This is a genomic window from Arthrobacter sp. P1_H7, assembly GCF_056405215.1.
In genome coordinates, this window is sequence record NZ_JBFUCO010000018.1 from 28427 (window position 1) to 49012 (window position 20586).

At 58.4% G+C, this 20586-nt stretch carries 15 protein-coding genes, 1 tRNA gene and 1 pseudogene; 5 read left to right on the forward strand and 12 right to left on the reverse strand.

Annotated features, from left to right (window positions below):
* Window positions 1–69: 69 nt before the first annotated feature.
* Together AC1DXI_RS17470 and AC1DXI_RS17475 are read left to right on the forward strand one after the other, a co-directional pair.
* Window positions 70–339, forward strand: a pseudogene (locus AC1DXI_RS17470) (alkaline phosphatase D family protein); the annotation flags it as partial.
* A 482-nt stretch (window positions 340–821) separates the two neighbouring features.
* Window positions 822–1058, forward strand: a complete 237-nt coding sequence (locus AC1DXI_RS17475; RefSeq protein WP_476939653.1) for a hypothetical protein — start codon at window positions 822–824, stop codon at window positions 1056–1058.
* A 78-nt stretch (window positions 1059–1136) separates the two neighbouring features.
* On the opposite strand, the gene AC1DXI_RS17480 is transcribed toward AC1DXI_RS17475, so the two are convergent.
* From AC1DXI_RS17480 to AC1DXI_RS17535, 12 genes are all read right to left on the reverse strand, one after another.
* Window positions 1137–3203 (reverse strand): AIPR family protein, encoded by a 2067-nt coding sequence (locus AC1DXI_RS17480; RefSeq protein ID WP_476939654.1) that lies wholly within the window; start codon window positions 3201–3203, stop codon window positions 1137–1139.
* On the reverse strand, window positions 3190–4167 hold the full coding sequence (locus AC1DXI_RS17485; protein WP_476939655.1) for a PD-(D/E)XK motif protein: 978 nt from the start codon (window positions 4165–4167) through the stop codon (window positions 3190–3192). The genes AC1DXI_RS17480 and AC1DXI_RS17485 overlap by 14 nt, the downstream gene beginning before the upstream one ends.
* On the reverse strand, window positions 4164–6902 hold the full coding sequence (locus tag AC1DXI_RS17490; RefSeq protein WP_476939656.1) for a Z1 domain-containing protein: 2739 nt from the start codon (window positions 6900–6902) through the stop codon (window positions 4164–4166). Before AC1DXI_RS17490 ends, AC1DXI_RS17485 begins: the two co-directional genes overlap by 4 nt.
* Window positions 6899–8359, reverse strand: coding sequence for an ATP-binding protein (locus tag AC1DXI_RS17495; RefSeq protein ID WP_476939657.1), 1461 nt, complete (start codon window positions 8357–8359; stop codon window positions 6899–6901). Before AC1DXI_RS17495 ends, AC1DXI_RS17490 begins: the two co-directional genes overlap by 4 nt.
* 462 nt (window positions 8360–8821) lie before the next feature.
* Complete coding sequence (locus AC1DXI_RS17500; protein ID WP_476939658.1) at window positions 8822–9844, reverse strand: restriction endonuclease PLD domain-containing protein; 1023 nt, start codon at window positions 9842–9844, stop codon at window positions 8822–8824.
* A gap of 24 nt (window positions 9845–9868) precedes the next feature.
* Complete coding sequence (locus tag AC1DXI_RS17505) at window positions 9869–10942, reverse strand: DNA cytosine methyltransferase (RefSeq protein ID WP_476939659.1); 1074 nt, start codon at window positions 10940–10942, stop codon at window positions 9869–9871.
* A gap of 192 nt (window positions 10943–11134) precedes the next feature.
* Window positions 11135–12091: a DUF6339 family protein gene (locus tag AC1DXI_RS17510; RefSeq protein ID WP_476939660.1), complete on the reverse strand. Its 957-nt coding sequence runs from the start codon at window positions 12089–12091 to the stop codon at window positions 11135–11137.
* Window positions 12022–12873 carry a hypothetical protein gene (locus AC1DXI_RS17515; protein WP_476939661.1) on the reverse strand — a complete coding sequence of 284 codons (852 nt, stop codon included), beginning with the start codon at window positions 12871–12873 and terminating at the stop codon, window positions 12022–12024. Before AC1DXI_RS17515 ends, AC1DXI_RS17510 begins: the two co-directional genes overlap by 70 nt.
* 1 nt (window position 12874) lies before the next feature.
* On the reverse strand, window positions 12875–14740 hold the full coding sequence (locus AC1DXI_RS17520; protein WP_476939662.1) for a hypothetical protein: 1866 nt from the start codon (window positions 14738–14740) through the stop codon (window positions 12875–12877).
* A 134-nt stretch (window positions 14741–14874) separates the two neighbouring features.
* The gene (locus AC1DXI_RS17525; RefSeq protein ID WP_476939663.1) at window positions 14875–15750 is read right to left on the reverse strand and encodes a protein NO VEIN domain-containing protein; all 876 of its coding nucleotides are present in this window, start codon (window positions 15748–15750) and stop codon (window positions 14875–14877) included.
* A gap of 579 nt (window positions 15751–16329) precedes the next feature.
* Window positions 16330–16412: transfer RNA gene (locus tag AC1DXI_RS17530), tRNA-Leu, on the reverse strand.
* Window positions 16413–16586: 174 nt separating this feature from the next.
* Window positions 16587–17246 carry an NUDIX hydrolase gene (locus AC1DXI_RS17535; protein ID WP_476939664.1) on the reverse strand — a complete coding sequence of 220 codons (660 nt, stop codon included), beginning with the start codon at window positions 17244–17246 and terminating at the stop codon, window positions 16587–16589.
* On the opposite strand from AC1DXI_RS17535, the gene AC1DXI_RS17540 reads away from it, so the two are divergent.
* The 3 genes from AC1DXI_RS17540 (at window position 17210) to AC1DXI_RS17550 (ending at window position 20342) form a co-directional block, all read left to right on the forward strand.
* A complete protein-coding gene (locus AC1DXI_RS17540; RefSeq protein ID WP_476939665.1) occupies window positions 17210–17734 on the forward strand; it encodes a protein-tyrosine phosphatase family protein in 525 nt (174 codons plus the stop codon). The two genes, AC1DXI_RS17535 and AC1DXI_RS17540, sit on opposite strands and share 37 nt — an antisense overlap.
* A gap of 335 nt (window positions 17735–18069) precedes the next feature.
* Window positions 18070–18660: a hypothetical protein gene (locus AC1DXI_RS17545; protein WP_476939666.1), complete on the forward strand. Its 591-nt coding sequence runs from the start codon at window positions 18070–18072 to the stop codon at window positions 18658–18660.
* Window positions 18657–20342, forward strand: a complete 1686-nt coding sequence (locus tag AC1DXI_RS17550; protein WP_476939667.1) for a nuclease-related domain-containing DEAD/DEAH box helicase — start codon at window positions 18657–18659, stop codon at window positions 20340–20342. The genes AC1DXI_RS17545 and AC1DXI_RS17550 overlap by 4 nt, the downstream gene beginning before the upstream one ends.
* Window positions 20343–20586 lie beyond the last annotated feature (244 nt).

Here is a 20586-nt window from a genome sequence, read left to right on the forward strand (position 1 = left end):
CAACTGTACCCATAGCCTCAGACATTGAATGCAGATTCCAATAGCGTTTCACCTTGGCTCGGTTTTGGGTTCCGGCAGCGCCGGGCAGCCGCATTCCAGGCGTACTACGAGAACATGCCGCTTCGGGCCTCCTCCGTGCCGGCCGGGTTCGACATGAAGATCTACCGCACCATCCAGTGGGGCGAGCTGGCCAACTTCCACATGATGGCCACCCGGCAGTACCGCGACGATCAGCTGGCCGGCGACGGCTGGAAGAAGAACGTCACCGAGCGGCTGGCCGAGGACCGCACCATCACCGGCGCGGAGCAGGAGAAATGGCTGCTGGGCGGCTTCAGGAACTTCCTCTTCCGCCGGTTCCGGCCGCACACGGCGACGCTCGAGACGGTCTGGGCCATGGACGGGGGCTCACTGTCACTCACCGCAGCGATGGTGGCGGAGGTGTCGGGCCCGCCAGGGTCAGCACCTGGTCTCCGAGTGGACTGCATTGGCCATGTCGTTCGGACGTCTCGTTCCGCGAACCGGTCCTGCGGAGCTTGCTGACGATGAAGTTGCTGACCCTCTCCCCATCAAGCGCACCCGTCGGTGCCCCCACGACGTCCCTGCCCACGGACGCACACGGAGGCGGCCCTCAGTTCCAGCGCTGGCACGGCCGGCGGTGACCCTCGGCGCCGGGTGCCCATCTACGAGCCAGTCGTGAACCGCGACCACCAGGGTCCTGGCCGAATGCTAGACACCTGTCCCAGCAGGGCCAAGGACCCCTTCTTCGGTTACGACACAAATCAATTCCCCAACAACCACAAAAGCCACGCTAGTGTTCAGCTATGGCAATTATTCGTAGCTTAGAGCCCGGCCGTCTTTCGGTGCGATTGAATCCAACCGAAGTTGACTGCACTTATCAGGCATTCGAGGACGAGACCCGCGGACGGGTGCTGCATCTCGCCACTTACGGATCCGACGATCGCGCATCCGCGCCTAAAGTCAGCCAGGTCATCCAGCTGGATGAGCGTCAAGGTCGAAAACTGCTAAAGATACTGCAAGAGCTGTATCCTCAACCCTAACAAAAGGTCTGGACTGATTCTCCCTTAGGCCAAATGTAGCGCGAACGCGGTACGGCAGGGGCACAATTTTCCAACAATTCAGAAGTCTGCACGGCTGATTAGGGCAACACTCGCGCATTTTTCCAAAGCATTAAGAAGTCGTGCAGCCTGCCTTTCAGACGGAACCAGCTTTCGTCGCGCGACTGTCAGGATAATATCCCTGTCCGTGGGGCTGATCACTCCTGCCTGCCCGCCCTCGGAAAGGACTTCCTCCCAAATGTGCGGCGCAACATTGAGCATCCGCTCTATCGTCTCAAAGCCAGTATCCATTTGGCGTTGCTTTCGTGCCTCTGCTTGACGACTGCTGAGGCTCACGCCGGCAATCAAGTCACGTGCCAGTTCATCTGGCAACTCAGTTCGCGCTAGTTTTGCAAGGTTCCAGCAGGCTTCCTGCTTCGCCCATTGGGTTACGTTGTCCTGAGGCCGATCCTCGTCCGTCAGGACGCCGTGCATCGCGCGCGCAGTGGATATAAGCGCATCCAGTGTTGTCTTGCTCAGCTTTTGTCGCTGCCATACTGCCTCAAAATCGAACTTGGACCCAGGGAACTGGCGCTCTACCTCATATGAGAATTTGGACATCGCGTACGTCACGACGTTAGCCAGGTAGCCAGTACCCTGCCACGGCTCCTTCACGATGGATGAACGCAGTTCGTTGTACATGATGGCTTTCGCGATGTTCGTCCGGAAGTATGCGTCACCGAATTCGTCAGGCCTATCACCCCAAGCCTTGTCTGCCAGAACGGCATAAGCCGTGAAATTGCTCTGCGCACCTCTGCTCACGAGGTGTGGCTTCTGAGACCAAGAGAATGCATACTTTGCCCAGTCGGTCTTTGTCACCTTCTGTCGTTTCGGGTACTCCAGGTCGAACTTTCTTTTATCGCTGGCGGAACCACCATTTCGAGTGTTTTCATATTGCCCACGTGTGCGTTCATAGAACCACCGGGTTTGGTACTGCTCACCCTCCTGCGCGGGTGCCTTGAGCCGTCGGCTGATCTGCTCAAGTCGCACATGGAACTCACTATTCGAGAAGAAGTCAGCTTCGCTAACCTTGTTTTGGCTATTCGCAAAGCGAGAGATGTTGGCGACCAGGCTCCCGGCCTGATCCGCGTCGACAGTGACCAGTTTCATCTGCACGAATACGTCGTCCAATTCACGTCCCTGCTGCTTCAGGAAGTACAACAGTGATGAGGTGGTCTGCCCTCCATTCACAATTTGCCAGTTCCGTATGGAACGAATTCTTCCGCTGCCGGCCGACGTGACGACGTCGATTTCTGTGGCCGTGGTCGTAAGCCCATTGTTGTAGGCCAGGAACATCTCGGGTTCGTGCGCAAGCGTATACTGGATCCCCTTGTTGACCTTGCCACGCGCACTCAGAAACGTACGTACGTTGGATTCGAGTAGCTGGCTTCCGAATTCTTGGAAGACTTCGGCTAGCAACTTGCCCGGCAAAACGGCCAAATAGCTCTTGGCGTGCTCACCACTCTGCGCTCCCACGAGACAGGGCAAACCGTCTGGTATCCATCGCGTGAGATCAATTTCAAGCTCGTCACGGCCGCTTTCGGAGAGCGAAAGTTCCTCAAATCGACGAACATCCCAAATTGTGTACGACGCAGCTTTCTCACACACCTGATTCGTTGGGATGGTCTTGATGCGCTGGCTCATAGTCCCATCCGTCACAAGGATGAACTTGAGACGGTCCACACGCTTCAACTGCTGGGCGAAGTAAGAGGCATGTTCGGCTTCGCGAGAACTTGGCTCGAGATTTTCAGTCAGCCAACCGTCCTCTGCATGCTCGAGGAAGGAAGCGCCAGACGCGAAGATTCGTTTTGCATCGGTCATCGTCAAGACTCGCCCTGGCTCGTCATAGTGCAGTCCCACTATTACAACCAGGGAATCGTCGGCATGGTCCTCCGCGTAACCTAATATCTCCAACACTCGACCACGGCGGCCCGTGCAGCGCAGTGGCTCAATAGCAACGTCGAACACGACTTCTGCAGCTTCTAGTCGTTCCGCGAGCTCATCGGCAAACGCATACAGCTGGAATTCAGATTCTCCTGCAGCCCTCAAGGCGATGTTGTTGCGAAGTTCGTTCTCAAAATCGTTCATTTCGCCCCAAATGCTCCAAATAGTTTTCCAGCCTCAGCACGCTCAGGTAAGGCTCAAGCGCGCCAAGATCCAGGCTGTAGGACACGTCCGATATGCCCACCGGAACCGACTTCTCACTGACACGCGGGAAATCTCCCCAGACGTCGAACACCAGTTCATTAGTTGGCACGAACCACCATTCGCCGTAGTAGTCGTCAGTGAGGTCGACCTTAGTCGCGTCCAACGCGTCCGCCCACAACTCCCGGGCTTCCAATGAACTGCCTACCTGCTCCGTCAGCGAGCCTATGAGTGATGTGAGGGCAATAGCACCGTCGTCATTGGGGTCTGCCCGCTCTATCGGTACGACAGCAAGCTGTAGCGTCACATCCGGAGTCTCGAGTTGCTCCACACTGGTAATCCTGACCCGAGTCGCCGGGCGGTGCGCTGATTTCACCTCCACACAGTGTCCGGAGACGAAGATGAAGTCTTTGCTATTTCCATAGGGGCCATGCCATGCCCGAAGGGCTGTTATTGGTTCAAGTCCCAGCTCAAGCATGCGGCGCAAAATGATGAGCTCTGCGAATAGGCCACGGATTCCGTCTTCACCCAACCGCCCCACCTGACGCGCCAGGAGCTTACGGAATCCCTCCAGGGCATTCAGGAATGTTTCCAAGGCGCCGTGAAATGATGCAGCCTTACCACTTTCGCTCAGTAAATGCCGGCACAACGCTGAAAAAGCCGGCCGGAGCCCCTTTTCCGTCGATGCGATTCGTAAGTAGTTAGTTCCATCGGCCCGGGCGTCAATAAAGACTGTGAATCCCCTTGCACCGTCAACGAACTGTGGAAGAGCCTCGCGCAGTTCCAAAACAATCGCCGGACGGCCACCCACATTCTGGGCAAAGACTGTGAACCATTGGTGCTCCATGGCTAGGATCTGGTTGTCGCCCTTCGCCAACACGCGAGCCAGTGTCTCCTCGATTTTCACTCCTCCACCTCATCGTCGTCCTCAGTAGTCGGCATGCCGAAGTTGATTCGAGCGAAGACTTTGTTGACGATGAACTTGGCGCCATGTCCGTGTTCCAGCTCGGCCAACTCTTCTTCCGCGGTTAGTCCTGGGAACGCAACTTTGAGAGCGACCAGCGGATTGTCTTCGGATATCCGCTCTTCCAGATCGGTGGATCGGGAAGTAATCGCATAGATCAGGATGACTGGACGTTCAAGGGCGTTACGGGCGATCGTTCCTTCCGTGAGTTTTTCATCCTCAGACAACTCCTGCTCCAAACGCCGGGCACTCTTAATTGTGAGTACGTTCTTGAGGTCGCTACCGGCAGCCACGCGCCTATTACCCATTCGCAACACCTTGGCTCCGAGCTCCCAAGAGATGCTGTCACGCACGCTAGTTTTAACGGTGATGGGGCCGAACGAAGCATCCTCCCCGCTGCCGCTAACGAATGCGACGTCCCAGAGATCGCCATTCTTAGCGTCGGCTAGGTACGCCGCAAGTTGGGCCGACCCCTGCCCTCCCTTAGCTCGCCCAAAGAATGGTTCGTGGTCGTACCCACGGAACTTGGTGAAGAGACGCTCTATGAGGTCCGCCGGTACTGATCTCCACACCTGGTGGTGCCCGGAACGCACCTTGGGGTCTTCCCCAGGCCCGAATGCATGAACCTCGCCAGCAAACTTCTTCACAGCCTCCAGGTTTCGAGCCCGATCCCCGGCATCAGACGACAGGATGTGAGATTCGAAGGTAGCGCCATGTATAGAAATCAAGCCTTCGAAAGCGACCCCGTGCTTCTGTTTGTTCGCCGCAGTGATCATGAATGATTCAGGATGTCGACGCATCTTCAGGCCGAAGTCCTTGGGGGTCAGCTCTAGGGCATTCATTTCCCTCAGCGACGCCCGAAGGTCCGAGGAGAGCTCGGCGACGTACTTGAACAATTTTACAACGTCGTCATCGATCCAGATTCGGACGAGGTCTTCATACCGGGGCCGATAGCCAAACCAGCGTCCCATCTGGAGGAGAGTATCCGCCGCCCCTGCTCGGCGCACATAATAACTGATTTGCAGTCCGTCCAACGTCAATCCGCGCGCCAAGACGTCGCCACCGATAAAGACTGTGGGTCTCAGGGATTCCTGGAAGCGGGCATCGCGCGACATTCCGCTCAGCCGCTTGTTTCGTCCGGCCATCGTCAAACCGTTTACAAGTTCGATACGGATGCCTTCTGCAACAGCGAGGACATGGGGGCGAACCTCAGACCAAGTAACTCCAGACTGCGAGTACTCGCGTTCAAACATGCGGCGCAAGCGCCCAGTGGATATTGATTCGGCACGGTTCTCCGGCATCGCAAACTCTGCAAGAACGGCGGCATTTATGTCACCTACGGCGAGTTCAGTCAAGCTCGCTATCTTGGCCTGCACGTCGTTAAATCGCGAAACGTTAATCATCATTGCGGCCGGCCGTGGCCCATCCTCGCGTGTTTGGCGGATTGCCGTGCCAACGTAGAACGCCGACAATGCCTCCAACATGCTTTCCGGCAGGGCATCGACTAGTCGCGTACGCTTGTGCGAAAAAGGCAGTATTTCAAGGCAGTCTGATACATCCGTGATTATCGAACGGTGGTTGGTTGCGCCAGCTTCCCCGCCAAGATAAGTCTCGATCCCTTGATAGTTGGAAGGACTCTCCAGGGACTGGATATAGTCGCGTGGGAACAGGTCGTCTTCAACTTCGTCGTCAATGAGTACATTGGCGAACGGAGTAGCCGTAATACCCATGTAAGAATTGCGTGCCGAGGCGGACAAAAGGTGCCGTATACCTTTATTTACAGCCGCAACCTCATCTTCCGATTTCGTGTTGATTGAAGCCCAATCCGCCTCGTCGTCGATGACCACCAGCGGAAGTGTGTGTTGCCCTTGGGGCGCCTGACGTTTCAGGTAGGCCGCGAGGTTGGCGAGCACTTTAGCGTTCTTTTTTATGACAAATACTGTTGGGGTGTCTCCAAAAGCAACCACCCCGGCTCGTTTACTTGCAGCATTGAAGTCCGACCGAGCCGTGGTCAGCACATTTGCTTGGAGAGTTTCATTTATTTGTCCTACGCCGACTCGGATAGTGGCCTCTTGTGCGATATTCTCACTCATGAACAGAGAGTCAAGTCCAGTCAAATCGGAGTCCACTCGGCGTTGAGTTTGCCGCCTCAAATCCTCGGTGTGCCCGCCAATTATAACTATTAGTTTGTAGCCGTAGTCGATCGCCTTGTTCAGAACTCCAATATATGTGGCTGTTTTTCCTGATTGGACTTCCCCGATGGCCAGTCCCCTTCTAGCCCACTCGCCGGCCTTTGTGGGATCTCCCATCAGGTCCACAATTTTGTCAGTTTGTGCATCCAGTTTGTCCACAACTCGCGGGCTCCACTCCCGTCGCAGGAGAAGTTCCTCATAGGCATCCCAGCGGGCACGGGCAACAGTTTCCTTCCGCGCTTCGACCCAAGGCTGATAGGTGGACTTGTTGATGACGCCAATACCTATTTTGAGTTCAACGGAATGCAGTTCGAGCACCCTGTCGACCACCCACTGGATATCCACCGGGCCGAGCCCTTTGGCCACAAATGGAGCCATTCCGATAGCCCGCGCCCGTACCTCGTCTAGGTCAACTGTCTCGTCATCGACCATGGTGCCATTCAGCGCACGCAACAGTTTCCGCTTCTCAGCGTCCAGCTCGATCACGAATCTTCCTTCCAAACGGCATCAACAAGGATTTCTAAGTCATTTACGCGGTCAAATGGTTCGATTGCTGCCAGGACCTTCACAATCTGTGCCGGTGCGCCGGTGAAGGCATAAGTATCCCTCAGTCCTCGCAGTCGGGCGCGCACATCGTCGACATCGACAGCGATTTGCACGGGATGGTCGTTCTGAGCTGCGTGAACATACAAGTCTGCAGCGGGAAAAGTTGCGGAAAGGTCAGCAAGCAAGCGGGCTAGGGTGACCTTGGACTCTGCATCAATGTTCTCGCTCAGTGCGAGGACCAGGGGGTGCTCCTTGTTTACCTCGTATCGGTAGCCGTCCCGATCAACAATCCTCTGCCACATCCGCACGATCTCTGTATCGACTTCCCTGCGGCCCCTGAAGGTATGTACACGCTTGCTTTTTGCGATCACACCGCTGAGGATGCGGCGTAGATGAGTTCTAAAGACCTGCGGCGGCTCGGCACGTGATTTCTTGATGTCCAGTTGCCACAGGTGGTCCAGAGTGTTGGGCAGGTCGACTCGGATCCTCGCCTGCTTTGTCAGTTCGTCTCGCTTCGCCAGCCCGTACCAGTGTCCGTGCGAAATTAAGCGCCGATTTCTGTAGACGTAGAAGCCCTGGGATTCACGCATATCGGCGCCCAAGTCAGCACGCTTGCGGTCCTTTGCGGTCACTCCAGATGCATGGGGAAGCGTAAAAGCGGTAGCCTCTATTTTGTGTCCATCGACAACAATGCGTTCCATGGGAGTCCGTTGCGTCTTGGGGTTGGCTGATAAGAACGGGTCCACAGGTACAACGAGCACCCCATTGACGCTTATCTGCAGACGCTCTGTCTTGCGCCCCTCAAGGAACCGATGAAACGTGAGGCTCAGGCGGTCCCGCAGGGCGGACAACCGCTCGGCCATCACGCCCCCCGCGTCATCCGCTCGACCCAAGAGGTAGTCCAGGTTCCGCCATACGACCACTGTGCCGGCTTTCCGCCCGCTAAATGCCTCAATTCCGGGAATATCCGCGAGCTCGACATCATCCAAGACCTGCAGTGACCATTGACCGGTCGCTTTCACGTGGTCGATGTCCCACTGAAGGGCAGTCGTTACTCCCGACCTACGCGTAACTACGGTGAGTTGCCTAGCTTGAGAGAGTGAAGCTGTCTTCAAGCCCAGACCGAATCGCCCAAGGTCCTGATTGTCCCGCACGCCGTTTCCCACAGATCCTGCGAGCCTCAGAGCTGCCCGGGCGGTCGCCGGGTCCATTCCATCGCCGTCATCCGTGATGGTGACGAACTTTGCCTCTACCGGATCGCCGACAATGTCTATGCGTTTCGCCTTAGCCGTGATGCTGTTATCGACTAGGTCGGCGATAGCAGATTCAAATGAATACCCAACTGAACGCATCGACTCCAGCAGTTCTACCCCAGGTACCAGAACCTCGTCCTGCACTTGACTGTGTCTCCCTCGGACTTTTGAAGTCTTTCGTGCAATTAACGCATCAGACCTCACCTTACGAGCCCACTCAAGCAGCAGGCCTTGGGGGAACAATACCCGACATATGGGAGCGGGATCGCCACTTCTGAGGTGTTCGGACTAGTCAAAGCAAAGTAGTCCTGACCGAACCGCAGACATGCGGCCCCTGTAGCCGGATACAGAGACTCGATTGCGCCAACTGGGAATGCAGGGCCTATTCCTCAAAGCACACATTTCCGATGTCGACGAGCACCAGCGCCACCACTCCACTTAGTGTCATCGGCGCCCAGCACCGGTCATTTACAGGGAAAGAGCACTTGCATTCTTCAAGTACCGGACCAGCCGAGAAGCCCGGCGGAGTCTTCACCGGCCGGGTCCTCAGCTAAATCCGGAGCTGCCCGTTTCCACCCCTAGCGGCATACCAAGGACAGGGTTCTGCTACGGCACGGAGAAGTCGAGAGTGTATTGACCGTTCCCCAGGTAGGTGACGTCAATGTCGGAGCGCCCGTACTGGTCGAGTTGTTGCGTGCCGATGAACGCCCCGGAAGGAAGGCCCATACGCCGGCGAATGTAAGACCCCAAGTGCGAGTTGGGCGCTGAGGTCGTCAAGTCCTTCCCGTAAGGATTGTCGCCGCTAGCTATTCTCACCGATAGGAGCTCCAAATCGTCCCCCACCATGTCGAAAGTTACATTCCGTGGTGGAAAGAAGCCGCTCTGCCCAATCGAGGACGGAACGGAGATGTAGGCCTCGTCTTCACTTGCACGGCCGCGGCTCAATCCCCAGTTGATTCCACCGCCTGGAGCGTAGTCATCCCCGTTCTTCTTTAGCAGGGACAAGCTGTAAGTTTTTCCGACCCACTGGGCATCCCCGTCAAGATCATCAGGCAACGGATGCGAGATTCTGTTTAATGCCAGTTCTGACGGCCTCTCCCGGCGGAGCGGCAACCGATCTCTGGTCTCGTCGTCGACGTCGGCACATTGCACGAGCTTGTTCGCTTCGCCCTGGCAGTACTGGAGTGCCTCTTCAGGGTCTACCTCAGTCATCACATTCTGTTGCCCCGTGCGCTGGAGGCTGAACCCAGGGTTCGTGTAATTGGCCGAGCCAGAAAACGCAGCGGCGGGCCGGCCTGCAACGGACCAAACGTAAACCTTGGAATGCACTACGTGTGGTCCTGGAAAGTAGGAGACCCGCAGATCTCCGTCCACGATCTTCTGGCTAGTCAGGCGCACGAAGGCATCATGCTCCGGCCGTGTTGTGCCGCCCGCCGCGAACATGCCTACGCGCAAGTCAATGGACACCGTGGGTATAGCCGAACCCGTGATGCCACGAGCAATCTTGAGCCGGTTAACGTGCTCAATAATCGTCGCTGGGGATGCGTAGCCCGAAATAATTGTTAGAGTGTCGGCGCCCGCCATAAACGGCTGGATCAGGACTCTTTCGGAAAGCTCCGTGGAAAACATTAAACCCCCAATAAGGTCGAGTTTTTAGCTCGAAAAGACCGGAACCCGCTTAATCAGATTGGGTTCCACGGAATCATAAGCCAGTCCGGCGAAAGTGCGCAATACGGCCTCGAAAACAACTCGGGCGCCTTCCACCGGAACAGCCATCCCGATTTGTTTGCGTACGCTTTCCTTGGACCCCTGGAAGTGGTACCAGTCGGGGAACGTTTGCAGCCTAGCTCGCTCCCTATTTGTCAACGCACGGTTTTCCGACCAATGATACACATGAGTGCCACCACCCCCGGATCCGGTGACGGTATAGGAGGGCATGTCAGGGCGAAGTCTCTTGTATATCTGGCTCATAGTCGCGCCGGCTACATTTAGCTTTAGGTGCTCGGGCAGATCTGCTGTGAACGCATTCTGGCCCGGCAGGATATGAGACAGCCGTTCCTGCACTACCGGCGACTGCTTTGTGGGTTCATTATTGTGAGCGTCAGATGCGATAGGGGGGCATTCAATGGCCGCTTGGGAACTGACGTCAAGGTCGCTGTAGAGCGCCGGCGAAGGGACCCTAAACTCAACATTCTGATCGTTGCGGATACCCACGATCAGAATCCGGTGGCGTGCCTGCGGCACTCCGTACTGCTCGAATTTGTACAGATGAGGAACAACGTTATACCCGGCCTGGATCATTTCACCCAGAATGAGCCCGAAGGTGTCGCCGGAGTTGGAGCTTCGGAGTCCTCCGACGTTTTCCGCCACGAACCATAGCGGCTGGTGAGACTTTAGGACGCTAATTCCATGTTGATACAAGGGGCCGAAGGTGCCATCGATTCCCTTCTGCTCGCCGACAATACTGAAGTCATTGCAGGGGAACCCGAACGCAAATCCCTCGATCTCAGGCAGTGAGTGTGTCTCAAACGTCCGGACGTCCTCACAGTGCACGGTTTCTACGGACGCACCGGGGATGTTCGCGATGTAAGTGTCGCAGGTGGAGCGATCGTAGTCGCTCGCCCACTGGTGGACTATTTCGTGTCCAGGTACGTTGACTCCCGCCAGCTTGGCGCCCAACGCGAGACCGCCTGGGCCCGAAAACAACTCACCGAGTCTGTACTTCACTGCATCTCCCTTGGGAACTAACGGCTCAGCGCAGACCGGGGGTCCACGCTGCAAATTCGAGTCTCATCGCAACTGCGAATGTATGTTCGACTGCGCCAGTCTAGCAGCTGCCTACGACAGGCAGAGGGATCGCGCGCGGGAACTCACGTGTCGGGAAACACGCCTCAGTCCCCGCCCCATGAGCGGGCTTTGCTACACGCTGCCCTGGGTCGCGTCAGCATCCATGGCACCGACCTGCGACTCATCCGCCAGCAGGCTCGGGTCGTCATCCTGGTTGGACGGCGCCAGATCGACGTCGTCTTCCGGTTGCAGAGACCCTGCTAGGGCTCGGAAGATCCCGACAGTGTCTTCCACGGGCAATGCGCTAAGCCGCCGATATCCCATCATAAAGTTCGTTTCCTTGAAGAACGTCCGAGTGATGTTCTTCGCACTGTTGGCGAAAACCCCTTCGTCGTCGAGCGCCTGCAACATGGTCATCAGAACTTCCCTTGACCAACCGATCTTTCTGTCAAGAAGCTCTTGGAGTAGCCGCTGGTTGGAAAACATGAGCTTCGTGAAGTGGTATGGGTCATCACGGCGGAGTCCTTCGAAGCGCCCCGATGGATCGTCCCACGGAGAAATGGTGAGCTCCGTAGCCCACCAGAGCCGGGATAGTGCGTTTCGACCGAGGCTTCGTGGGGTCCCATCTGTAAACCATCGCCGCTCAACCTGGCGGGCGAACTTGGCCCTCTCTTCGCTGGAGATACCAAAGGCAGTAGAAGCGAGCCCGGACGGCCATCGAGACTGTACGTACTGCCGAAACGTCACGTGCGTCAGGTAAGCCCACAGCCTCGGGTCGGACGCCTGCAACCTCGTGAGACGAAGATATTGGTGCAACCGGACCGCATCTCTAAAGTCGTCTTCCCGGCCCCCGTCCAGTTGCGGTTGCACCCCCTGGAGCACAATCGGGGATTCGAGCTTGGACTCGTCAGAAAGATCGAAATTCGGCGATATGTATGGCTCGACTTGGAGCTCCCGCTTTACACGGTCCAATAGATCCTCTGTGTGTGCGCGCGTAAACACGTGCTGCTTGCTGGTCGTCAAAGCATTTCCCCCATCAGGTCGTGGAACTCGGCATCGCTTTGCTTGGCCGCCAAGCCCGCCAGGCATCTATCAACGGGGTCTCCTAAGAGATCCTGTGCTGCTCGGAGGGGAGTCTCCTCGGTCAGTCCACGCGTGGAACGCATCTCCTGCAGACGGTCGAACCACCCGTATCCGGCAAAGTCGGTCTCCCCGTTGTCAATCTGTTCGAGCGCCGCTACGAGTACGGGTAAAACGACTGCCGCGTGGACTACTTCGGGGGCGAATTCACGCGCTTTCAAGTAATCGTCGAAGGCGCTGGACGAAAGACCGATAACTAGGAAGTCGCCTTCATAATCAACAGACATGGCCTCCTCTTGCGATGGGACCTTGTGAATCTTGACAAAGGATGCTGCCGAATTGTGCATTGGGTCAAAGGCCGGGTCTGCCACAAAAGAAGCTGTTCCGCCCGTCGCAATCACGTCCCCCGGCTCAAGCGTAAAGGGGTCACCCGCCAGATCTGGATGTGTGCCAGCGGGGAGATAGTCTGAAGCCTCTCTTAGCGCCACTACGTCAAAAGAAACTTCGACTAGGTCCCTGAGCTGCTCAGATGGGATGGAGACAGAGAGACCCGGTTCGTGCGTGAGGATTGTTCGCCGGTAGAAGGTTTTGCGACAAACTATTTCGACAGAATACGTCGCATTGCGGTCCAGGATTTTTTCAGCGATGGTGGAGTGGTTCAAACCCATGATGATGTCCAGCGTGTACAGGTCATCGTCAGGCGTGCATTCCAGCGTTGGCTCGAATGTCCCTTGGAGGTCGTCGCTGTTGCCGAGAACCGGGTACGGATAGCTGATCCGGAGATCACTCATTTCAGGCCACCCCCAAGGTGTAGCGGCGGGTGGATTTAAGGGTGATCAAAAGCTTCATCGGTGTGTCCTGCTCCAATTCCAGATTCAAGATTCGAGAGCCGTCGATTTCCAGCAAGTGACCCGATTCCATCTGCACTGACTCCACGGGGATGGTCGAAGAGGACACTTCACCAATTGCAACGATCTCGAGCGCCCCGGACTGTGTGGTCTCCGGGTGGAGAATAGCCGAATATCGACGCCGGCCCCCTGAGACAACCTCCCGCGAGCGGAAGAGCAGTTTGGATGTGTCCAGCGCCGGAGACGTGTTCCCCTCGCCCCCCTTGGGCGGCTGCGTGCTTGCCTTCTTCTTGTTCTTTGGTTCGCCGGCTCGCCCGCCGGTGTCTCCGCCCGTCTGCCTCGGCTTCGTGACCTCCACTGTTCGCCTCGTTGGCCTGTTCGGTCCAGATACTTCCACGTCGCCTGCCTGTGTGGATTCGGCCCCGCTCTCAACGGGCGACGTTTCCTGGGTCCGCTCGGATGACGTGGTCCTGCCGATTTGATCATCACGCTGCGCCCGCTCTGGGAGATACCCAGCCAAATCCGGAATATCCTCCGGATCGGAATTTGCTACGGGCGACAACGTCTTCAGCTCGCGCTTGATCCAGCCTGTGATGTAGCGCAAGATCTTAGCCCCGTTTTCCCTGTCTCGACTCTGGTCCCACTTGTCGTGCGCGGGTGGCTCCAGCCCGCGAAGGAGCCGGTTGCCCTCAGGATCGTCGCAAATGAAAACCCCAGCAAAAGGTTCACTAAGCGCGTATGCGTTCTTTTCGAACACCGTCATCTTCGCCCGGCGCATCATCTGGATTTTTCGAGGAAGATTGGCTCCCGTTTTGACGTATAGATGAACTTGTCCAAGGAGCGGCAAATCATCCGTGAAGTGGCGGGTCCGGTCATTGACCGCATCGAAGTAGGGCCGAACACCCGCGAAGTCGGGGGAGGATGAAATGATCTCACCCAAAGTGGCGGCATTGAGCTCGAGGATCTCCTGACCGTTCTTCTTGAAGTCGACAACCAGGTCGCCGAAGTGCACCGCAGCCCAGAAATTTGCGAGTACAGACTTGAGCAGCGCCTGGTGCCAAACGTCGGACGCTGATCGATACCCGAGGACAAACAGGTCCGTTCCGCGTTGTGTCCTTCTGAAGGGTGAGGGAATAGCGTCGGGGTCGCGGACGGACTTGACCCCCGGGCTGGCCAGGAATCCAAGCTGACCGACCCCACGTTTGACGTCTTGGTCTGCAGCTTCGTAGCTCGATAGTCGAGCTTTCCCTTGGAAGACCGACTCGCCGTCAGCGTTGACGGTTCCGTATAGGACGGTTCGCAGTTGGGACGCGGCAAACGGGGCTCCTTTGCCGATGCCAAAAGAACCGCCGCCGACACCATGCATGGAATTTGAACCGGATGCCCGGATTAGCCTGTACCAGCCGCCCTGTTTGTCGTCATCCCGACCGTCGAGCCCCGAGGTGTTGAAGTCAGAGACTTTGAGCACCGCAAGGGTATCCCTTGACAAGAGACCAATTGCCGTCTCGTAGAACGCAGCGGCGCGCTCTTGGCCTTCAGCGTATTCATAGGCCCGTGTCATGATCTCTTGAAGTTGATCAAGGTTTGGAATGTCGGCTTTCTCAACATCCATGAGGTCGAATGAAACACGTACTGGGGTGGAATCATCCAGACGGGCGTCTAGAGAGTTTTGGATGCTTTCACGAGCAATGTAGTGCTCATGTTGACCCTCGAAAGTTTCTCGTAGAGGGTCATTGATACCGTCCTCATCCCCACCGCCCGTGGTGGGAAAATACCACGAGTACGCCTCTGGCGCTCCTAGCTCGGTCATTTAAGTAATCCCCATTTGATTGTTGATTTGTTTGGCATGTAGCGCTCTGGTTGACGTCATTAGACGTTGCTCGAGCGATCATCGCACTGAGCTACGACGGTCTCGTGTTGGGCCGGGCGACAAAACAGTAACGTTCACATAACCGTTATCGGCGGCCGGCGACGTGGCGCGGCTTCGAAGCTGACGGCGTCCAGTCTGCATGCTTCCTCCAGGTTTCCCTGGAGCCGGTACAGGCCTGTCCCGGTTTTGGATCCGAACCCATAGAGGCGATACAGGTGGAAAAATTGCGGTGCGACACTCGACACCCGGACTTCACCGCGGGTCACGAAGAACGGTACGTCAATTGCATACTTTGTGGTCTTGACTTCTATCCACTTCTCGCGTCCCGAAGGGTCAAAAGAAAGCACATCGTAGCCGAGCCCGTCACCTCGCGTCTGCGCAACGTGCTCTACCCGGTCCGCGAGCTTTGTTTTGCCTATGCTGTGAAGAAAAGTTTGCTCCTTGCGTGCGACGGCCAACTCCCCTGCTAGCCCTAATGCGCGGTTAGCCTGTTCCAGCTCCAGGTAGTTTCGCTTGAAAGGCTTTGCCGCAGATTTGCCGTGGAGGAGATCCGTGATGACGTCCATCGGAGCTGGAGTTTCTCTGACGATGTCCACTGGGCCCACCGGCATGGAGTTAGAGAGTTGCGTGACAAGAAAAAGGTCAAGAGAACTTCGTCGGCCCAATTCATTCAGCACGGAATCGACAAGGCTTCTCTGGTAGTTAGCCAGCGGCGACAACCCCCGCAGGTGAGGATAGCCTAGGGCAACCATTACAGCGCTGATGTTTCTCATCTTGCGCTCTATCGAGCTGACACTTCGGGCAGAAAAACGTTCTGAAAGCTCTCGATAAATTGCTACCTTGACCAAGGCCTGCCCCTGAAGGTCGAGCACAAACATGTCGAAGTATTTCGCGACCGTGGCGTCGCCTTCGTCCACCGTCCACGGTTTTCCCGTCTCCCCCGTAAGCATGCCGCCAGGATATAGTATTCGCTAGCAGTTCCTGGGCAACAGCCTCCCACATCGATTACGGGCAGCGCGGGAAAACAAACTGAACTGCTTAGCATCGGACCCACAGGATGCCGATAAGGCCGGCTTGATGATTCTTCCTGAGCTAGCTTGGTCGGAGAGGTAAATGCGTTCATTACATGGTTGCCGCCAGTTTCGGGACGCGCGCGCCCTGTCTGACACCTGCCATATCCCATATGCCTCGGCATATTGCCCCTGGCCACTGTGAGCATTGGAGCCACGTCGAGGGAGGGGCGCCCTTCCGGTCCGTCTAGACCACATCCACTCCAGCGGAAAAAGTCAGCCTTCGCCTCGACGCACGACGCCGGCGTTGCATCGGTGGTGTTTACGCGGGCACCCCGTTGCTGTTCCTCACCGCGGGGCCGACGCAAGAGTCTTGGACTAGCACACCGGCACTCGTCGCGGAGTTCACGGATAACCCCTGCAAGGTATCAGGGCAAAAGAAACACCCCGGCCCGAAGGCCGGGGTGTTACCGATGCCACGAGACAGGGATGAACTAGTTGTCTCGCGACGCCACTTTGTGCGCGGAGGGGGACTTGAACCCCCACCCTCTTTCAAGGACTAGCACCTCAAGCTAGCGCGTCTGCCATTCCGCCACCCGCGCGGGTGGTACTTATGGATATCCTTCGCCATTGGGCGTTTTAGTTTCTCCGAAGTAGCGGCAACGAGCATAGCACGGGGCTTCCGGAGTCCGACGTTTCGCTGCTGCACATCCACCTCACCGGAATGTGTGCCCCGCCATGATTTCAGATGGCGGCAAAGACACTGGACATTCTGACTAGCTCCGCACCCACAATCTCGAAGGCCTCCCCCGCGTTCCGTCGGACATCTGTCCGGTCCCCATCAGTTTCGGCTCCATGAAGCGCCGGAAGGTGTCGCGCATGAGCGTTTCGCCCGCAACGGCTTCATGCAGCTCGCGCAGATCCTTGAGCGTGAACGGCTCCTCCAGCAGCGCACCGGGGTCCGGCGCCTCCGTGTAGGCGGCCCGCAGCCACTCCACCGCCTTCGCCACAATTTCCGCATGGCCGTAAGGCAGTCCCGCGATCAGCTCCGGTTCCCCGGTGACGGAGGCCAGCCGGACGCCGTCGGACTCTAACGCCTCTCCTAACGCCGCCAAGGGCACTATGTCCACGTGCGCCACCGACAGCACCCAGCCGCGGTCATCGCGCCCGGGCTCATCAAAGACCTGCAACTGGCGCGGCACCCGTCCGGAGATGCCCGCCTTCTCCCGCAGACAGCGGAGCACCGCGTCCGCGAGGGTCTCACGTTCACGCAGGAGCGTACCCGGCAGCGCCCACTTTCCGTGCTGATGATCCCCTTCGCGCCGCACCAGCAGCACGCAGACCCCGCCCTCTGCACGGCTGGCCCGGGCTGCGGGCCCGTGACCTGATGATGCTTGGCATGGAACTCGGCCGCGGCGAGGGCCGCCGGCCCGCATCCTGGCCCCGCGCCGAGCATCAGGACTACAGCATGTGGAGCCGCACCGATGCGCTGGTCCAGCACCCGCACGACGACGGCGTCTGGCTGGGCGGCGTCGGTTCGCTCGGACTGGTGGCTGAGCTGGGGATCGACGCCGTGGTGTCGCTGTGCCGGCTGGGGACTGCAGATGTGCCGTCCGTCGCGCCGGAAGACCACGCCACGTTCTGGATCATCGACTCCCCCGTTGAGGAAGACAATGCTTATGCCGCGTTTGTGCTGGGAGACGCGGCGGCCGCCGTCGAACGCTTCCGTGCGGAGGGCAAGACGGTGCTGCTGCACTGCGTCCGGGCCGAGTCCCGGACACCGACAGTGGCCGCGCTTTATGGGGCGCAGGTTGCGGGGATCACTCCGCTGGAGGCGCTGGAGGATTTGCAGCGGGCGCTGCCTGGGGCGAACCCGAATGGGTTGTTCGTGGGGTTGCTGAGGAATGTCCAAACAACACCATAAGATGTGCAAATTGCAGGTCTAGAAGTCCAACGGCTGTACGCGGCAAATGCAGGGGGAAGACAGTGCCCGTTTATCTTGAAGAACTCGCTCTCAGTGTCGCCCGGTGTCCGGATTTGTCGGAGGTGGACTCTGTACTTCCGGATGGCAGCACTCATCCTTGTCACAAAATTGTCCATTCTCAGGCCATGCACCCGGGACCTTTTCGAGTACCTGAGGCGTGGGCCGGGAACCTCGAATCCGCGCGAATTGTCTATCTGTCTTCCAACCCCGCCATAAGCGTCGGCAACCCACTCGCAACATGGGCGTCCAAACGGCACGCGGAGAAGTACCCGACCGTGGACTGGGCAGATTCCGAGATTGCTGACTTCATGATAAATCGGTTCAACCCTGAGCACGGCTGGGTGGTGGAACGGCGGCATCGCAAGGTCGACGCCGCAGCCCAACACGGCCGCCCGGTCTACGGTTCCCCTGAGCCCTACTGGGGCTGGGTTGAGAAACAGACGAAGTCATTACTGGGGCCGGACACCGTCTGGTACGACGCAGCCGTGATGACCGAAGTTGTCCACTGCAAGTCCAACAACGAGCAGGGCGTCCCAGAGGCTGCCCTGCATTGCTCGACACGGCATATGGACCGAATCCTAGCGGCCTCCACCGCCAGCCTCGTCGTGGTCGTTGGAGGCAAGGCCGCGAACGCGTTTCGCGCCGCGCATCAGGAAGCCCTTGCTGATAAGCCCAACTTCGGCAAGTACAGCCTAGACGGTTTGCCTGATGCAAATCACAACGTGGTTCCGTTGCAAATCGGTGGAAGCACGAGGCTCGTATGCTTCATCAAACACCCCGGAGCGCGCGGCGGATCCGCGGTGCTGGAGACTCAGTATCCCAAAGACATTGAGCGCATTCGGAACGCAGCTCGGAGCCAGCGATGAGATGCATTCCGGAAGAACCCGAATTTGGCGAGGGCCAAGTGGCAGAGGAAGCGGTTTGGGAGGCCTTGAAGAGAAGCCTCCCCGACGACGTCGTCCTCGCGCACTCCGTCCAAGTCAGGGACGGACGCGCAGAGCACGAGATCGACATCCTGGTGCTCTGGCCCGGCGTCGGGATGGCTGCCATCGAGGTCAAGGGCGGTAAGGTCGGCGTCGGGAGCGGGCAGTGGTATCAGTCCGACAAGGCGGGCAGGCACAACATCCAGAGCCCGGTGGTGCAGTCGCAGGCGTCGATGCATGCGTTCAAGAACTGGCTGGAGGACCAGCTCGGATCCCGGCTCAGCAGCCGCTTTGCGTATCTGGTCAGTCTCCCCTACACGGACGTGCCGCAGGGCTGGGCCATGGCAGGGTGTCCCCGCTCGCTGATACTGGACCGGGCGGACACTGAGTCGCTGAAGGACAAGGTGCTCCACGCCATCGAGCGTGAGGGCAGCGGGGCCACCACCCTGACCCCGGCCTTCCTGGAGCGCATCATCCGGAAGCTCGGCGGCGATCTCGACGCCGGATCCGCGCAGGTCCCCGACCCGCACGAAGCCGAAGACGCCCAGGACCACCTCACTATTCGGCAATCCGTGCTGTTGCGCGCGACCCGGTCCCTTCCCCGCGTCCGCTTCACCGGCGGTGCCGGCAGCGGCAAGACCTGGCTCGCCCTGGAGAAGGCGCGGCTCCTCTGCAAAGAAGGCAAGCGGGTGGGCCTCTTCTGCTACAACAAAGGGCTGAGCCAGTATCTGCAGCAGCAGGTCTCCGGCTGGCGGCAGGCCAGGCCGGTCTTTACCGGGGAGTTCCACGAGTACGTCCGCGCCCTTGGTGTCCCGGACGGGGTTGGGACGGACTACTTCGAGGAGGAGATGCCGCGCCTCCTCAAGGAGCTGGCGGGCGGCATGGAACAGCACGAGCGGCTGGACGCCGTCGTCGTCGATGAAGCGCAAGACTTTGCGCCGCTGTGGTGGGAGTCGCTGCTGGCCTGCACCAAAAATCCGGACGCCGGCGAGGTGTATGCGTTCATGGATGACCGGCAGGATGTCTACCAAAGGTGGAGCGGGACCGGCGCCGACGGCAAGCATCCGACGGCGGATCTGGCGCCGATCCATATCGATGAAAACCTCCGCAACACCCGGAAGATCGCCGAGACATTCCGTTCCTTCGCGGGCGAGCACTTCACGCCCCGGGGCGGCACCGGGCTGCCCGTACGGCGCGTTGTGTGCAACACCGAGGACGCCCTTGATGCCGCTGACGAGTGCGTCGAGGCGCTCATGGACGAAGGCTGGAGCCCAAACCAGATAGCCCTCCTGACCACCAAGTCGCGGCATCCGGTCCACCAGGAACGGTTCGACGCCGGGTCCATCGCCGAATACTGGCTCGATTTCCACGCGAACAACGACGTCTTTTACGGCCACGTCTTGGGGTTCAAGGGCCTGGAGCGCTCGGCCGTGGTGCTGTGCGTCAACGGGTTCAAGGACCTGGGCCGGGCAGCGGAGCAGCTCTATGTGGGTCTGTCCCGGGCCCGCAGCCTGCTGGTGGTGGTCGGCGATTCTGGACTACTGGAGAGCGCAGGCGGGCGGGACCTGCAGTTGGCACTCGCCCGCGCCGAGGTTTGGCAGCACGCTGCTGTCGGCCGGTTTTAGGCCACGCTCGACGCCGATTGACGTCGCCGTTCCGTCACCCCACGCGTCTCCACCTTCATTATCCGACCCTGAACATATGATCGAGGAACTGTCGCTCCAACACGTCCCGGGGGATTATGTGAACGTTTGGCCTACCTAGACCGCGCACCGTGGACATACCGTGATTCCGCACACGGCGCGGTCAGGGCACTAGGTCCGCCCAGCTCCTGCAGACCCGTCCCTGACTCACCGGCCCAGATGCCCG

Bases quoted from the DNA above. Each gene is read 5' to 3' on its own strand.
- AC1DXI_RS17515 (WP_476939661.1), bottom strand. From the start codon at position 12,873: ATGAGTGATCTCCGGATCAGCTATCCGTACCCGGTTCTCGGCAACAGC.
- AC1DXI_RS17550 (WP_476939667.1), top strand. From the start codon at position 18,657: ATGAGATGCATTCCGGAAGAACCCGAATTTGGCGAGGGCCAAGTGGCA.
- AC1DXI_RS17535 (WP_476939664.1), bottom strand. From the start codon at position 17,246: ATGCGGGCCGGCGGCCCTCGCCGCGGCCGAGTTCCATGCCAAGCATCA.
- AC1DXI_RS17540 (WP_476939665.1), top strand. From the start codon at position 17,210: ATGGAACTCGGCCGCGGCGAGGGCCGCCGGCCCGCATCCTGGCCCCGC.
- AC1DXI_RS17520 (WP_476939662.1), bottom strand. From the start codon at position 14,740: ATGACCGAGCTAGGAGCGCCAGAGGCGTACTCGTGGTATTTTCCCACC.
- AC1DXI_RS17510 (WP_476939660.1), bottom strand. From the start codon at position 12,091: ATGCCTGGCGGGCTTGGCGGCCAAGCAAAGCGATGCCGAGTTCCACGA.
- AC1DXI_RS17475 (WP_476939653.1), top strand. From the start codon at position 822: ATGGCAATTATTCGTAGCTTAGAGCCCGGCCGTCTTTCGGTGCGATTG.
- AC1DXI_RS17525 (WP_476939663.1), bottom strand. From the start codon at position 15,750: ATGCTTACGGGGGAGACGGGAAAACCGTGGACGGTGGACGAAGGCGAC.
- AC1DXI_RS17480 (WP_476939654.1), bottom strand. From the start codon at position 3,203: ATGAACGATTTTGAGAACGAACTTCGCAACAACATCGCCTTGAGGGCT.
- AC1DXI_RS17500 (WP_476939658.1), bottom strand. From the start codon at position 9,844: ATGTTTTCCACGGAGCTTTCCGAAAGAGTCCTGATCCAGCCGTTTATG.